Origin of the sequence: Sanguibacter massiliensis (genome assembly GCF_900240335.1) — a bacterium.
GTDB lineage: Bacteria > Actinomycetota > Actinomycetes > Actinomycetales > Cellulomonadaceae > Flavimobilis > Flavimobilis massiliensis.
Genome location: NZ_LT964979.1, coordinates 1,849,716 through 1,864,826 on the forward strand (window position 1 = coordinate 1,849,716; position 15,111 = coordinate 1,864,826).

General features: G+C 71.1%; 12 protein-coding genes, 2 tRNA genes, 1 other RNA gene and 1 pseudogene. 6 read left to right on the forward strand and 10 right to left on the reverse strand.

The features are described from left to right. Positions 1 to 122: 122 nt before the first annotated feature. The 4 genes from C1729_RS08635 to ffs all read right to left on the reverse strand — a co-directional run bounded on the left by C1729_RS08635 (position 123) and on the right by ffs (position 3,658). Positions 123 to 821, reverse strand: a complete 699-nt coding sequence (locus C1729_RS08635; RefSeq protein ID WP_102509585.1) for a methionine ABC transporter permease — start codon at positions 819 to 821, stop codon at positions 123 to 125. Then, positions 818 to 1,915, reverse strand: a complete 1,098-nt coding sequence (locus C1729_RS08640) for a methionine ABC transporter ATP-binding protein (protein ID WP_102509586.1) — start codon at positions 1,913 to 1,915, stop codon at positions 818 to 820. Before C1729_RS08640 ends, C1729_RS08635 begins: the two co-directional genes overlap by 4 nt. Positions 1,916 to 2,089: 174 nt before the next feature. Beyond that, complete coding sequence (locus tag C1729_RS08645; RefSeq protein WP_102509587.1) at positions 2,090 to 2,992, reverse strand: MetQ/NlpA family ABC transporter substrate-binding protein; 903 nt, start codon at positions 2,990 to 2,992, stop codon at positions 2,090 to 2,092. Between the two features lie 569 nt (positions 2,993 to 3,561). Further along, positions 3,562 to 3,658: signal recognition particle sRNA small type (ffs, locus tag C1729_RS08650), an RNA gene on the reverse strand. Between the two features lie 133 nt (positions 3,659 to 3,791). Between ffs and C1729_RS08655 the strand changes: the two genes are divergently transcribed. From C1729_RS08655 to C1729_RS08670, 4 genes and pseudogenes are all read left to right on the forward strand, one after another. Beyond that, a tRNA-Ser gene (locus tag C1729_RS08655) sits at positions 3,792 to 3,876 on the forward strand. Between the two features lie 252 nt (positions 3,877 to 4,128). Next, on the forward strand, positions 4,129 to 4,731 hold the full coding sequence (locus C1729_RS08660) for a copper resistance CopC family protein (RefSeq protein ID WP_102509588.1): 603 nt from the start codon (positions 4,129 to 4,131) through the stop codon (positions 4,729 to 4,731). 240 nt (positions 4,732 to 4,971) lie between these two features. Further along, positions 4,972 to 5,262 (forward strand): annotated as a pseudogene (locus C1729_RS08665) (type II toxin-antitoxin system VapB family antitoxin); the annotation flags it as partial. Between the two features lie 134 nt (positions 5,263 to 5,396). Further along, positions 5,397 to 6,119, forward strand: a complete 723-nt coding sequence (locus tag C1729_RS08670; protein WP_102509589.1) for a LytR C-terminal domain-containing protein — start codon at positions 5,397 to 5,399, stop codon at positions 6,117 to 6,119. A gap of 121 nt (positions 6,120 to 6,240) precedes the next feature. Here C1729_RS08670 and C1729_RS08675 read toward each other — a convergent pair whose 3' ends face one another. From C1729_RS08675 to C1729_RS08685, 3 genes are all read right to left on the reverse strand, one after another. Then, on the reverse strand, positions 6,241 to 7,551 hold the full coding sequence (locus C1729_RS08675; RefSeq protein ID WP_102509590.1) for a uracil-xanthine permease family protein: 1,311 nt from the start codon (positions 7,549 to 7,551) through the stop codon (positions 6,241 to 6,243). 180 nt (positions 7,552 to 7,731) lie between these two features. Then, positions 7,732 to 8,532 carry a tetratricopeptide repeat protein gene (locus C1729_RS08680; protein WP_102509591.1) on the reverse strand — a complete coding sequence of 267 codons (801 nt, stop codon included), beginning with the start codon at positions 8,530 to 8,532 and terminating at the stop codon, positions 7,732 to 7,734. A gap of 175 nt (positions 8,533 to 8,707) precedes the next feature. Next, positions 8,708 to 10,375 carry a glycoside hydrolase family 13 protein gene (locus C1729_RS08685; protein WP_102509592.1) on the reverse strand — a complete coding sequence of 556 codons (1,668 nt, stop codon included), beginning with the start codon at positions 10,373 to 10,375 and terminating at the stop codon, positions 8,708 to 8,710. Positions 10,376 to 10,505: 130 nt separating this feature from the next. Here C1729_RS08685 and C1729_RS08690 point away from each other — a divergent pair, with 130 nt between their 5' ends. Further along, complete coding sequence (locus tag C1729_RS08690) at positions 10,506 to 11,108, forward strand: CueP family metal-binding protein (protein ID WP_102509593.1); 603 nt, start codon at positions 10,506 to 10,508, stop codon at positions 11,106 to 11,108. Between the two features lie 106 nt (positions 11,109 to 11,214). Beyond that, the gene (locus C1729_RS08695; protein WP_102509594.1) at positions 11,215 to 12,504 is read left to right on the forward strand and encodes a right-handed parallel beta-helix repeat-containing protein; all 1,290 of its coding nucleotides are present in this window, start codon (positions 11,215 to 11,217) and stop codon (positions 12,502 to 12,504) included. Positions 12,505 to 12,582: 78 nt separating this feature from the next. Here C1729_RS08695 and C1729_RS08700 read toward each other — a convergent pair. The 3 genes from C1729_RS08700 to C1729_RS08710 all read right to left on the reverse strand — a co-directional run bounded on the left by C1729_RS08700 (position 12,583) and on the right by C1729_RS08710 (position 15,092). Next, positions 12,583 to 12,671: transfer RNA gene (locus C1729_RS08700), tRNA-Ser, on the reverse strand. A gap of 83 nt (positions 12,672 to 12,754) precedes the next feature. Then, positions 12,755 to 13,453, reverse strand: coding sequence for an L-ribulose-5-phosphate 4-epimerase (locus tag C1729_RS08705; protein WP_102509595.1), 699 nt, complete (start codon positions 13,451 to 13,453; stop codon positions 12,755 to 12,757). Between the two features lie 34 nt (positions 13,454 to 13,487). Continuing rightward, the gene (locus C1729_RS08710; protein ID WP_207204585.1) at positions 13,488 to 15,092 is read right to left on the reverse strand and encodes an FGGY-family carbohydrate kinase; all 1,605 of its coding nucleotides are present in this window, start codon (positions 15,090 to 15,092) and stop codon (positions 13,488 to 13,490) included. Between the last annotated feature and the right edge of the window lie 19 nt (positions 15,093 to 15,111).

A 15,111-nucleotide genomic window follows, 5' to 3' on the forward strand; every position in this document is an offset into this window, starting at 1 on the left:
CTGCGAGTGTGACAGCAGCTGGTCGGTCTAAGTCTCCGCATGCAACTCAATTCGCTGATTTTATGTGTTTTGTGAGGTACGGAGAGCCCCAGAAACGTAGCCGTCGGGCGGTGTCGGCAGCGTCAGATGTGTATACGCGACACCCGCAGCACCTTGCGGGCCAGGAGGTTGCCGGCCCCCTGGACGATCTGCACGACGACGACGATGACGATGACCGCGACGTACGTGACCTCCCAGTTGAAGCGCTGATAGCCGAAGCGGATCGCGAAGTCACCGATGCCGCCGCCGCCGATGAGCCCCGCCATCGCGGACATGTCGACGACCCCGATGAAGAGGAACGTGTAGCCGAGGATGAGCGGCCCGAGCGCCTCGGGGATGAGCACCGACCACACGACCCGGAACCGCGACGCACCCATGGCGCGCGCGGCCTCGACGACCCCGGGGTCGACCGCGACGAGGTTCTGCTCGACGAGCCGCGAGAACGCGAACGACGCCATGATCGTCATCGGCAGGATGACGGCCCTCGTGCCGATCGTCGTGCCGACGACCGCATAGGTGAGGGGCCCGATCGCCGTGAGGAAGATGATGAACGGGATGGGCCGCACGATGTTGACGAGCACGTTGAGCACGACGTTGACGACGCGGTTGCCGTAGAGGTTGCCCGCGCGCGTCACGTAGAGCGCGAGGCCGAGCGCGAGCCCGACGGCTCCACCGATGACGACGGCGACGCCGACCATGTAGAGCGTCTGGCCGAGCGACTCCCACATGACGGGCAGGAGCCGGTCCCAGTCCGTGGGCCGGGCAGCAGCGACGAGGGTCATGCGGGCTCTCCCTTCGAGGCACGCGGCCCGACGGCGTCGGGGTCGACGAGGGGGTGGTCGGCGGTGCCGAGGTCGAGGACCGTCGTGGTGCGTCCGAGGTCGGCGACGAACGCCGCGATCGCGTCGTCGTCACCGGCGATCTCGAGCGTGAGCGACCCGTAGGGGCGCTCCGCGATCTCCGTGATGCCGCCGTAGATGACGGTGCCGTCGACGGGGTGGTCGCGCAGCGCGCGCGTGAGCTCGCCCGACGCGCCGCCGTCCTCGCGGACGCCGACCGTGATGATGCGGCCCGGGTGCCGTCGTCTCAGCCGCTCGAGCGCGGCCGGGCTCGGCCGGTCGCGCAGCGCCGTCCCGACGAAGCGACGGGTCGCGGCGTGCCGGGGCCGCGCGAAGACGTCGTACACGTCACCGTGCTCGACGACCATGCCGTCCTCCATGACAGCGACGCGGTCGCACACGTACTTGACGACCTCCATCTCGTGCGTGATGACGACGACGGTGACGCCGAGCTCGACGTTGACGCGCTTGACGAGGTCGAGGACGTCCTGCGTCGTCTCGGGGTCGAGCGCGCTCGTCGACTCGTCGGCGAGGAGGATCGTCGGGTTCGTCGCGAGGGCGCGGGCGATGCCGACGCGCTGCTTCTGGCCGCCCGAAAGCTGCGACGGGTACGCGCGGGCCTTGTCGGAGAGGCCGACGAACTCGAGGAGTTCGGCGACGCGCGCGGCGCGTCGGGCACGCGACCACCCGGCGACCTTGAGCGGATAGGCGACGTTGCCCGCGACCGTGCGCGAGGCGAGCAGGTTGAACTGCTGGAAGATCATGCCGATGCCGGCGCGGGCCGCGCGCAGCTCGGACTCCTTGAGGGAGTGGACGTCACGGCCGTCGACGAGCACGCGACCGCTCGTCACCGGCTCGAGCGCGTTGATGAGGCGCACGAGCGTCGACTTGCCGGCGCCCGAGTAGCCGATGACGCCGAAGATCTCGCCGTCGCCAATCGCCAGGTCGACGCCGTCGACCGCACGCACCTCGCCCTTCGCCGTGCGGAAGATCTTCGTGGCGTTCTCGAAGAGCACCTTGGGCTGGGTCTGGCTCATGCGGCGTGGGTCCTGTCGTCGTCAGGGCGTGCGGTGCCACCCCTATCGTGCCGTGCTCGAACGGTCGCCGCCCAGGGCCCCCTGAAATCCCGGGCGACGACCGCGACGGTGACGCCTGCCCCGGCCGCACCGTCGTCATGCCCGGGGCGCGCGCTGCGCGCCCCGGGCATGTACTCACTCGCCTGCGCGCACCTGCGCCTCGACGTCCGCGAGGTAGCCCGCGAGGGTTGCGGCGTCCTCGTGGACGATGACGCCCGTGCCGCCCGACGCGGTCTTGAGCGCCTCCTCGACCTCGGGGGTCTGGGCGAGCTCGATGAGCTTGAGGAACGTCGGGTTGTCCTTGTCCTCGGCGCGGGCGGCCCACACGTTGATGTACGGACGCGCGCCGACGGACGCCGGGTCGTCCTGCGCGAGGGCGTCGGTGGGCTCGAGGCCCGCGTCGGCGATGAAGTCGTTGTTGATGATCGCGCCGTCGACCGACTTCAGGGAGATCGCGGTCTGCGCAGCGTCGACCGGCGTCACCTTGACCTTCGACTCGGGCAGGACGTCGAGCTCGGTCGACGAGAGGGTTCCACCGTCACGGAGCTGGACGAGGCCCGCGCTCTGGAGGACGAAGAGCGCACGGTTGAGGTTCGTCGGGTCGTTCGGGACGGCGATCTCGCCGCCCTCGGGGATGTCGGCGACCGACGTGTGCTTCTCGGAGTAGAGCGCGAGCGGGTAGATCGCGGTCGAGCCGAGCGCGACGAGGTCCTCGTCGGCCGAAACGTTGTAGTCCGCGAGGTACTGGATGTGCTGGAACTGGTTGAGGTCGAGCTGGCCCTGCGTGAGCGCGGGGTTGGGCTCGGGGTAGGCCGTGAAGTTCACGAGCTCGACCTCGATGCCCTCGGCCTTGGCCTTTTCGACGAGCACGGGCCACTGGTCGTCCTGCGAGCCGACGACGCCGACGCGCACCTTGACGGGCGTCGTGCCGCCGGACGTCGTGCCCGTCGCGGCGGGCGTGCCGTCGTCGGAGGAGCAGGCGGCGAGACCGAGCGCGAGGGCGGCGGTCGCGGCGAGTGCGGTGAGCTTGCGGTTCATGGGAGTTCTCGCTTCGTGTGTCTCGCGTGCAGGGGCTGCACGCTGCGGCGCGTGTGCGCCAGGAGGCATGGGGATCCGGGGTCTGCTCCGAGGCACGACCGTCCGGAGGCGTGCTTCTGGGGTGAGGCGGGGATCAGGGCACCTGGGGTGCCCGGCAGGGAGGCCTTCCGACTGACGACCGCGGCGCGGTCGGGTCCCTCTGGACGCGGCTCGGTGGCTCAGGCCTGCGCGGCCCGCTGCGGCATTCGCCCGCACATCACGTCGCGACGACAGGTCGCGGCGGTGCGGGTCGTGGTGCAGCGGGTGGCGGTCATGGGACAACCATGCGCCGACGACGACGGCGAGGGCCAGCCAGCACCGGCAGAATCTCGCATGGTGGACCGTACGATCTCGCGACGGCAGTGCATCGAAGGACGTGAACGCGGAGATTCCGCCGATGCTGCTCGTTCACGAGTGTCCACATGGCGAGTGCTTCGTGGGCTCACGATTGCGCGCCGGCCCCCGACGTGACCGGGCATCGCTGGGCGCCTCCGTGGCGCGCCTCCGTGGCGCGGAGAGACAGCGCGGACACAAAGGACCCCCCGTGCACCCGCCAGAGCTCACCTACCCTTGCTGCCTTCCGGCCCTGGGGGAGTTCAGCGAGATAACGCCGCACGAGGGGTCTGCCCGGAAGTCTAGCGGAGGGCCACGCCCCCGGCCGAATCGGCCCGCCCCGCGCCGCAGCGCCCCGCTGCGGGGCTGGCCCGCGCGGATTCGGCCTGCGAGCCATCCTCGGGTATTCTCGGAGACGCTGTTGCCAGGAGGATTCGCCTAGTGGCCTATGGCGCCGTCTTGGAAAGGCGGTTGGGTGCAAGCCCTCGGGGGTTCGAATCCCCCATCCTCCGCAGAATGAGAGAGACCCTCGAACCACGCTTTTCGGTTCGAGGGTCTCTCTCGTTCTGCGAACGCACGGAGCGGATTCGGGAGGGCCCGCAGCGAAGCGAGGAGCCCGGCTCCCCCGACTCGTAGGTCTCCAGCACATCGAACAGTGCCCAGCACCTACGAGTCGCGGGGAGGGACCGCGCCGGGTGGGTCGGTTGCGGCATGTCCTACCCAGGGCCGAGTCGCGACGCGCCGAATGGTGGGACCATGGGGCCATGCGTTCTGTCCTTCGTGGTTCCTGCGTGCTCGCGGCCGTCCTGCTCGCGCTTTCGCCCGTTCACGCCTCCCCGGCATCGGCGCACAACCCGCCCCCGGTCCCGACGCCCGCCGACGGCGCGACGCTCGACGCCGCGCCCGCGGAGGTGCGTCTCGACTACAGCGCCCCGATCCTCGCGGTCGGTTCGGTGCTCGAGGTCACGGGCCCGGACGGGTCGACGGTGTCCGACGGCGCGAGCGTCGTCGGTGAGAAGGACGTCGTCCAGGCGATCACGGACGCGGGCCCGGGCGAGTACACGCTCGTGTGGCGGGTGACGTCCGAGGACGGTCACCCGGTCGACGGCACGAGCACGTTCACGGTCACGGCTGCGGAGCCGACGACGGCTCCCGAGGAGACGTCGGCCGCGCCGACGAGCGAGGCTCCGACGACGGACGCTCCGACGTCCGAAGCACCGACGACTCCCGCCCCCTCGGCGACGGCCGCTCCGACGCCCGCGCCCGAGGACGGCTCGGACCTACTCGTCGTCGGCGGCGCCGTGGCCTTGGTGCTCGCGGTCGTCACGGCCGCCGTCCTCGTCGTCCGCAAGGCCCGCACGCGCTGACGCGTGCTCGCCCCGCGAGACACGCGGCACGCACCCACCAGCGCGACGTCCCACCCGCCGCCGCCCCGAGCCCACCCACGACCCCACCCCGGAGGTGCACCCATGTCCGCAGGCCAGATCCGTCGGACGAGCGTCCGTGAGGTCTACGTGCGTCGCGCCCAGGCCGCGTCCGGTGAAGGTCGTGCGCAGGACGGCGGGCTTCCCGGGTCCCGGGACGACGCGCGCCCTAGACTCGCTGGCGTGATCTTCCGTGGCGTCGGCGAGGGCCGTCCGTACCCCGACCACGGCCTCGTCACGCCCAAGGACTGGTCGGCGGTGCCGCCGCGTCAGGTGCGGCTCGACGAGCTCGTGACGACGAAGAAGACACTGAGCCTCGACTCGCTGCTCTCGGACGACTCGACGTTCTACGGCGACCTCTTCGCGCACGTCGTCCAGCACAAGGGCGTCATGTACCTCGAGGACGGGCTGCACCGCGCTGTGCGCGCCGCGCTTCAGCAGCGTGCGGTGCTGCACGCGCGCGTCCTCGTCGTCGCGGACGACGCCGCGCCCGTGACGCCGGCTGCCACGTCGAGCGACGGCACGCCGAGTCCCGCGCCCGCGCCGTCGCCCGCGACCCCCGCTCTTCCTGCTGATGACGACTCCACGACACCGCCGAGGACCACCCTGTGAACGCACGCTTCACCCCCGAGCAGGCCCGCGCCCTGCGCCGTCGCCGCGAGCACGAGCGTCAGACCGTGATCTTCGGTGTGCTCATCGCGACGCTCGCGGTCGCCGGCCTCGGGGGCGTCGCGGCGTACACGGGCAACTTCTCGCTGCCCGGTTCCTCGGACTTCATCTCGAAGGAGCCCGAGGGGACCCCGGTGACGTGGGACCAGCCGTGCGTCCCTGCGGACAAGAAACCGGCCGGTCGCGCGAAGATCAAGGTCACGGTGCTCAACGGCACCAAGCGGGCGGCCCTCGCGGTGACGGTCGCCGAGGAGCTCGCCGACCGTGGTTTCGCGATCGAGGGCACGGGCAACGACACGCGCCTGCCTCGTCAGACGCTCGTGACGTCGGGGCCGTCGGGCCTCGTCCAGGCGTACACGGTGCTCGCGCGGTTCCCGGAGGCACGGCTCGTGCTCGACGACCGCCCGGGCAAGTCGGTCGACGTGACGATCGGCGCCGAGTTCACGGTCGTCACGCCCGAGGACGAGGTTCAGCTCGACTCGAAGGTTCCGTTGACGTCCGTCGAAGGCTGCGTCGAGGCCGCGCAGATCACGCCGCAGCCTGCGCCCGCGCGCTTCGACGAAGCGAAGAAGAAGGCCGCTGAGAAGGCTGCGAAGGACGCGGAGGAGGAGGAGAAGGCGGCGAAGGACGCCGAGTCCTCCGACAGTTCGACGACGGAGTAGTGACGCGACGACGACGACCGTGCGGTCGGCTACGTCATCGGTGCCGCCGACACACAAGAGTCCGAGCGGATCGCTGCTCGCAGCAGCCATCCGCTCGGACTCTTGGGGGCGGGTTGAGGACTTACGCGTCCGGGTTGCCGACCGCCGTGTCCGGGACCGAGCTCGGGCTTGCCGGCTCGGCCGACGTCCCGCGCCACACCGCGATCGCGCGCATGCCGTGGTAGAGCACGAGCGCCGCGATCGTTCCGGTCGCGATGCCGCCGAGGGTGATCGAACCGATCGTGAACGTGTAGTCGCCGATGCCCATGATGAGCGCGACCGCCGCCGACGTCAGGACCACGGGGTCGGAGAAGTTCACCTTGTTCTGCACCCAGATGCGGGCGCCGAGCAGGCCGATCATGCCGTAGAGGATCGTGCCGGCGCCGCCGAGGACGCCCGCGGGCATCGCCTGGATGATCGCGCCGACCTTCGGGGAGAACGCGAGGAGGAGCGCGGTCGAGCCGGCGACCCAGTAGACGGCCGTCGAGTAGACGCGGGTCGCGGCCATGACGCCAATGTTCTCCGCGTAGGTCGTCGTGCCGGAGCCGCCGCCGACGCCCGCGAGCATCGTCGAGACGCCGTCGGCGACGAGGGAGCGGCCGACGCGGTCGTCGAGGTTCTCGCCCGTCATCGCGGCGACGGACTTCACGTGGCCGATGTTCTCGGCGACGAGGACGAGGACGACGGGCACGAACATGATGAGCAGGCCCGGGTCGGTGAACGTCGGCGTGTGGAAGTCGGGCAGACCGAAGAGGTCCGCGTCCCTGATCGCCTTCGAGCCGAAGTCGATCTCGCCGCGGATCGCGGCGACGACGTAACCGACGACAATCCCGACGAGGATCGACAGGCGCCCGAGGATGCCCTTGAAGAGCACGGAGACGACAGCGACGGTGAGGATCGTGACGAAGCCGGTGACCTCGTGGCCCTTGAAGTTGCCCCATGCGGCGGGCGCGAGGTTGAGGCCGATGAGCGCAACGATCGTGCCGTTGACGGCCGGCGGCATGAGCTTATCGATCCAGCCGACGCCCGCGAAGTGGCCGAGCGCGCCGACGACGACGAGGCACGCGCCGGCGAAGAGGATGCCGCCCGAGGCGTCGCCCATCGTCGCGGCCGCACCGATGGGCGCGAGGAACGCGAAGCTCGAACCGAGGTAGCTCGGGAGCCGGTTCTGGTTGACGAGCAGGAAGATGAACGTGCCGATCGCGCTGAAGAACAGCGTCGCGGTCGCCGGGAACCCGGTGATCGCGGGGACGAGCAGCGTCGCGCCGGACATGGCGACGACATGCTGCATGCCCATGCCGATCGTCCGCGGCCAGGAGAGTCGTTCGAGGGGGGCGACAGCCTCCCCGGGTCGGACGGTCTTGCCGTCACCGTGCACGGTCCACAGAGCCATGTGGGTTCCCATCAGGAGTCTGGTGCGAGAGGGAGCGCGCGCAGGGGCGCCGCGCCGCGGAGCATCCTACTCCTCGTCCCACCTGTCGAGAGGACGGTCTCGCGGCGCGCTCGCGACGCGAACCTGCGGTAATGCGGGTTGGCGGTGCGCGTCAGGCGGGGGCGCGTCAGGTGGGGCGTGTCACGCGGGGTGCTGCTCGAGGAGCCGCTGGGCGAGCGCGTCACCGCGCAACGCCGCGTCGACCCATGCACGGCGGGCGGCCTCGAGGTCGCCGTTGTCACGCCAGTGCGTGCCGAGGTTCGTGAGCGCCTGGACGTCACCGGCTTCGGCGGCGACGAGGAGCACCGCCTCGGCGTCGTCGGCCCGGCCGTCCTCCTCGAGGAGCAGCGCAAGCGTCACAGCGACGCGCGTCTCGCCGCGCGACCAGTGGTGGTCGAGGTGCGTGAGCCCCTCGGCCACCGGGGTCGTGTCGCGCAGCGCGTGCTCGACCGCGGACTCCCAGCTCATGGCGGCGGACTCGGCGACGATGTCGTCGGCCTCCTGTGCGAGGCCGATGCGACGCAGGACGCGCGCAAGCCGCACGGGGGTCTCCGGGAGCTCGAGTGCCCGCGCGTAGTGGAGCGCCGCACGGTCGTCGTCACCGCAGGCCTCGAAGATCTGCGCCGCCATGAACGCACCCTTGGCGTCACCCGCCTCCGAGGCCGCGACGAACCCGGACCGCGCAGTCTCGGTGCGGCCATGCTCGTGGTGGAGCAGCGCGAGGTTGTATGTGGCCTCGGGGACACCCGCCTCGATGGCCTTCTCGTAGAACGGCACGGCCGCGTCGTCGCAGCCGAGCGCACGCAGGTCGTTGGCGATGTTGAAGAACTCCTCGGGCGCCGACGAGCTCAGCCGATGCAGGGCGACGCGGATGTCCTCCGCTGCGTCGCGCGGCTCCGACACCGTCGTCGGGTGCGAGTGCGTCGTCGTGTCTGCGGCCATCGCAGGACTCCTCGGTGTGAGGGCGACCGGATCGTTCCGGGCGCACCGCCTTCCCTGGCGCAGAGCGGACAGGGGTCGTGCACTCAGAAGTCTGGCAACGCGCGCGGGGGGCAGCAACCGGTACAGCGGTGGGTCACCCGTCGCCGAGCACCCTCACCCGCCCGACCGCCCGCGGTCAGGCGAGGACACACGCAGACTCGCCCGCGAGCATCCCCCCGACGAGCGGCGCAGTCGCGAGGAGCAGCTCACCGTCGGGCAGCGGTGCCGCCTCCTCACCGAGGTTGACGACGAGCGTGAGCGCCCGGCCCCCGACGCCCGCGGCCGGGGTCCGGCGCAGCACGAGGCGCGTCGCCGTCTGCTCGAGCCACTCGACGTCACCGCCCCGCAGCGCGGGCTCGGCACGCCGGAGCGTGCCGAGCGCCCGGTAGAGCGCGAGCATCGAGGCGTCGTCGTCGGCCTGGGACTCCGCCGTCAGCGACGCCCAGTCCTCCGGCTGCGGCAGCCACGTCGTCGTGCCGTCGGGCGCGAAGCCGTACGGCGGCCGCGAGCCCGCCCAGGGCAGCGGAACGCGGCAGCCGTCGCGCCCGCGCGACGTGCCGCCCGAGCGCGCGACGATCGGGTCCTGGAGGACCTCGGCAGGGAGGTCGACGACCTCCGGGAGCCCAAGTTCCTGCCCCGCGTACACGTAGGCCGCGCCCGGCAGCCCGAGCAGGAGCACCGCCATGGCGCGAGCGCGGCGCGTGCCGCGAGCGAGCGCGGCGCCGTCGAGCGGGAGCTCAGCCGTCGAACCCGGCACGTACTCGCCCTCGAGCCGCACGTCCGCGCCGTAGCGCGTCACCGAGCGCGTCGTGTCGTGGTTGTCCGTCACCCACGTCGTCGGCGCACCCACTGCGCCGTACGCCGCGAGTGACTCGTCGACCGCCGCGCGGATCGCGGCCGCGTCCCAACCCGCCTTGACGAAGCGGAAGTTGAACGCGAGGTGCATCTCGTCGGGCCGGAGAAAGAGCGCGACGACGTCGTCGGGCGCCCCCGTCTCGATGACGGCCATGCGGTCGCCGTCGTAGGAGTCCATGACGGCGCGGAACGCCCGGTAGATCTCGTGGACTCCGCTCGCGTCGTCCTTGGGGATGAGCGGGTTGCCGTCAGGCGTGTCCTCCCACGCCGTGTCCTTGATGAGCGCGTCGGACACGTCGATGCGGAAGCCGTCGATGCCGCGGTCGAGCCAGAAGCGCAGGATGCGCTCGAACTCGGCGAGGACCTCGGGGCGGCCCCAGTTGAAGTCGGGCTGCTCGGGCGCGAAGAGGTGGTAGTACCACTGGCCCGGCGTGCCGTCAGGCTCGGTGACGCGCGTCCACGACGGTCCGCCGAACGCGGACCGCCAGTTGTTCGGGGGGAGCTCGCCGTGCTCACCGCGCCCGTCGACGAAGTGGAAGAGCTCCCGCTCGGGGCTGCCGGGGCCGGCCGCGAGCGCGGCCTGGAACCAGGGGTGCTGGTCGGAGCAGTGGTTGGGGACGAGGTCGATCGTCACGCGCAGGCCGCGCGCGTGCGCGGCCGCGACGAGCGTGTCGAGGTCGTCGAGCGTGCCGAACATGGGGTCGACGTCGCAGTAGTCGGCAACGTCGTAGCCTGCGTCGACCTGCGGCGACGGGTAGAAGGGCGAGAGCCACAGGGCGTCGACACCGAGCGAGGCGACGTGGTCGAGGCGGGCCGTGATGCCGGCGAGGTCGCCGGTGCCGTCGCCCGTCGTGTCCCCGAAGGACCGCGGGTACACCTGGTAGAAGACGGCCTCGCGCCACCAGGGCTGGGTCGTGGCGGGCGAGGTCTGGGCGCTCTGCGGGGTCACGCCCCCAGCCTATGCGTGCTCGCTGCAACGTTGCTCGCGTGTCAGATCCGACGGGACCTTCGTCCCTCCCGCGCACAATACCCCGGCGGGGTACCTTAGAGTCTTGAATCCCCACCGAAGGAGACCGCACGTGCGACGCCGCCACCTGCTCACCGCAGCACCCGCCCTGGCCGCAGCCCTTGTGCTCAGCGCCTGCACCCCCGGGCCCGACGCCGCCCCCACCGCGCCGTCGACCGCACCGGCCGCCATCGACGCCGCAGCACTGCTCGCACCGTTCAACCTCACCGGCCGCGACGGCCGCGAGCTCGTCGACCACCTCGAGACCCTCGGCGGCGACGACCGCCCCAGCGAGCTCATGGCGAGCGTCCGCACCGACCACCTGCTCCTCACGACCGACGCCGGCGAAGCCACCCTGCCTCTGCCCGCCGACCTCTTCTACGTCTCGGTCGCACCCTTCGCCGAGACGACCCACGAGTGCTTCTACCACTCCCTCACGACCTGCCAGGGCGAGCTCGTCGACACGCCCGTCACCCTCACCGTCACGGACGGGGACGGCACCGTCGTCCACACCGCCGAGACCCGCACCGGCGCCAACGGGTTCGTCGGCACCTGGCTGCCCCGCGGCACCACCGGCACGCTGTCCGTCACCACCGAGGACGGCCGCACCGGCCAGGTGAACCTCGGCACCAGCGACGACGACCCGACCTGCGTGACGACGCTCCGGGTGGCCTGACAGAACCGCCCGCAGGGGGGTGCGGGCACCCCCCGCGGTCCACCATCCGGGACGATCCCGGCGTTCCGGGGGACAGGTCGCCGCTCGCGGGCACACCATCATTGGCATGCATCGCCCTCGCCCGCGCCACGTCCTGCTCGTGTCGTCGCTCGCCGCAGCCGTGCTCGCCCTCACCGCGCCGGTCGGGCTGACCGTCATCGGCCGGATGACGGCCGAGCCGCTGCCCGCAGACTTCTTCGGGCCCGCGACAGTTACCACGGACGGTCACGGTGACGCCGGCGCTCCGGCATCCCGCTCCATCCTGCGCGACCCGGTGGGGGTGACGCGCACGCCGCCCGACGACGTCCCCACGACGCCCGGCACCACTGACGCGGAGGCACCCAGCGCCTCACCGTCCACGACCCTCGACCCGTCGGGCGCCCCTGGCGCTCCCGGGCCGACGACGGACCGGCCGCAGCCTCCGACTGCGCCTCCGACGACGAGCGCTCCTCCCGAGACGACGCCACCCACGACATCCGAGCCCAGGCAGACCACCCCGCCTGACCCTCGCCCCAGCAGAGAGCCGACGACCCCGGCGCCCTCACCAGAGACGCTGCCCGAGCCGACCGCAGCCCCGCCCCGCACGTACCCCGGCCCGTCGACGACCGGAGTGCCTCGGGGCACCAAGCTCACCCGGCACGACGGCGACCTCACCATCACCCAGGACGGGACCGTCATCGACGCCGTCGACGTCCGCGGGCTCGTGAAGATCTACGCCGACGACGTGACGATCAAGCGCAGCATCGTTCGCGGGCGCCCCGTCACGCAGCAGAGCTATCTCGTGCAGATCTCCGAGGACGCTAACGGCACCAGGATCGTCGACACCGAGATCTATGCGGCGCACCCGAGCCACCTCATCAAGGGCGTCGTCGGCTCGAACCTCACGATGCTCCGCACCGACGTCCACGACGTCATCGACCAGCTCTCGACGACAGGCGGCGGAGTCCACGTCGAGGCATCGTGGTTCCACGACAACCTCCACTACGCGAGCGACCCCCTGCACGGCGGCGGGCCGAGCCATGACGACAACATCCAGATCTCGCACGGTCGCGGCTTCCGCATCGTCGGCAACCGCTTCGAGGGCTCGCGGAGCGCCTCCGTGATGATCGTCCAGGGCCCGTCAGGTGTGAGCGACGTGCACATCGAAGGCAACCTCATCGACGGAGGCGCGTGCTCGATCAACCTCGCCGAGAGTGGGCGCGGTGCGATCGCGGGCGTGAGCGTCGTCGACAACACGTTCGGCACCGAGACGGGCCACCCGCACTGCGCCGTCATCAGGCCTGCAAGCACGCAGGTCACCCACAGGGGCAACGCGTTCACGGACGGCTACGAGTTCCGCCTCACGGACGGCGGATAGGCGCGTGACCTCCGGCCGCGCCAGAGGAAGCGACAGCACGAAGCCCCCCACGGTGAACCGTGGGGGGCTTCGTCTCGCTGGCGGTAGCGGTGGGATTTGAACCCACGGTGGCTATGAACCACACAGCATTTCGAGTGCTGCACCTTCGGCCGCTCGGACACGCTACCTAGCCCGACGAGAATACAAGCACGACGGCCCGAATCCGAAATCGAGTCGCGCTCCGAGACTGTGGGGCGCCGATCGTTCGGTGTCAGTGCTGGCCGTAGACGTTCTGGTAACGGGCGTAGAGGGCGTCGACGTGCTCGTCGGCGATGAGGTCGGGCTCGCCGAGCTGGCGGGCGATGTGCAGGGTGCGCGCGACCTCCTCAACCATGACCGCGGCCTTGACCGCGGCGGTCGCGTCGCGACCGATCGTGAACGGACCGTGGTTGCGCATGAGGACGGCGGGGCTGCGGGAGCCCGTGAGGGTCTCGACGATGCCGCGACCGATCGAGTCGTCGCCGATGAGCGCGAACGGCCCGACAGGCACAGGCCCCCCGAACTCGTCCGCCATCATCGTCAGCGCACACGGGATCTCCTCGCCGCGCGCAGCCCAGGCCGTCGCGTACGTCGAGTGCGTGTGGACGACGCCCCCGACCTCGGGCATGTGCCGGTAGACGTAGGCGTGCGCGGCGGTGTCCGACGACGGTGCACGATCACCGTCGACGAGCGTGCCGTCGAGGTCGCACACGACCATCGCGTCGGCCGTGAGCTCGTCGTAGGTGACGCCGGACGGCTTGATGACGAGGAGGTCCTCGCCGCCGGGGACGCGCACGCGCTCGGAGACGTTGCCGGCGGTCCACACGACGAGGCCCCAGCGGGGCAGCTCGGCGTGGAGGCGCGCGACCTTCTCGCGGACGCGTGCGACGTCGGCGCGGACCTCGGCCGACCAGTTCTCTGCTGCGTTCATGACGTCACTCCTGTCTCACTGCGGGACCCGACGATCACCGCAGCGACTCCACTGCGGCGCGGACCGCCGCAAGTCCAGACTCGAACCCCGCAACAGAACGTCGGAAGCCCTCGACGTCCTCGTCCTGCGGGCTCACCACGGGGTCTGCGCGGCCGACGAAGACCTCTGCGTCGAGATAGTCGGCGAGCGTCCGTCCAGCGCCCCGGAGCGCATACGAGGCGAGCACCGCCATCCCCCACGCACCACCCTCACCCGCGGTCTGCGCGACTGCGACGGGCGCTCCGACAGCAGCGGCACAGAACCGCTGAGCGACGCCCGGCGTGCGGAACACCCCGCCGTGCGCCTGCATGACGTCGACCCCGACACCCTCCGCAGCGAGCACGCGCATCCCGACATGGAGCGTCGTGAAGATCCCGTACACCTGCGACCGCATGAAGTTAGCGAGCGTCATCCGGCTTCCTGGCGAACGAACGACCATGGGGCGCCCGTCGCCAAGCCCGAGGATCGGCTCCCCCGCGAGCAGGCTGAAGGACAGCACACCACCAGCGTCGGCCTCGCCCTCGAGCGCAGCGCCGAGGAGCGCTGCGAAGACGGCATCCGGGTCCGTCGGCGCGCCCAGGGCGGCCGCCGCCTCACCCATGACGCCGGCCCACACCCCAAGCTCGCTCGCCCCGTTATTGCAGTGCACCATCGCGACGTCGTCCCCGGACGGCGTCGCGACAAGGTCCACTTCGTCGTGCACCTGGCTCAGCGGCCGCTCGAGCACGATCATGGCGAAGATCGAGGTACCGACCGAGACGTTCCCGGTCCGGGGCCGGACTGCACCCGTCGCCACCATCCCGGTCCCTGCGTCACCCTCGGGCGGGCACATGCGCGCGCCCGCGACGATCGCCCCTGTCGGGTCGAGGAGCAGCACTCCCTCAGCGGTGAGCGCACCGGCCTCGGCCCCGGCGACGAGCGGTTGCGGGAAGAGCTCCCGGATGCGCAACGGCGCACCGTGCTCCGCCAGAAGTTCCTCGACCACGGCACAGCGCTGAGCATCGTACTCGTGCGTCACGGGGTCGAGCGGGAACATCCCTGACGCATCGCCGACGCCGAGCACACGACGTCCCGTGAGCCGCCAGTGCACATAGCCGGCCAGCGTCGTGACGAAGTCGAGCGACCCGGCGTGAGGCTCGGCGTCGAGCACGGCCTGGACGAGGTGCGCGATCGACCATCGCTCGGGGATGTTCACGCCGAGGAGTGCGGACAGCTCACGAGCCGCGGGCGCGGCCGACGAGTTGCGCCACGTCCGGAACGGGACGAGAAGCTCGCCGTTCGCGTCGAACGCAAGGTATCCGTGCATCATCCCCGAAACACCGACGCCCGCGAAGCTCGCCGGGCGCACCCCCCAGCGGGCCTGCGCGTCGTCGAGCACAGCCGACACCGCCGCCTGCACCCCCGCCCACACCTCGTCGAGACCGTACGTCCACGAACCGTCGACGTAGCTGCTCTCCCAGGCACTCGACCCGGCCGCGATCGGGGTATCGCCGGCGCCGACAAGAACAGCCTTGATTCTCGTCGACCCCAGCTCGATCCCCAGCACCGCGCTTCCACGGCCGAGCACAGCCGAGGGCTCGGCCTCGTTCGTCCCGCTCATTACGCACACCTCCATCTTC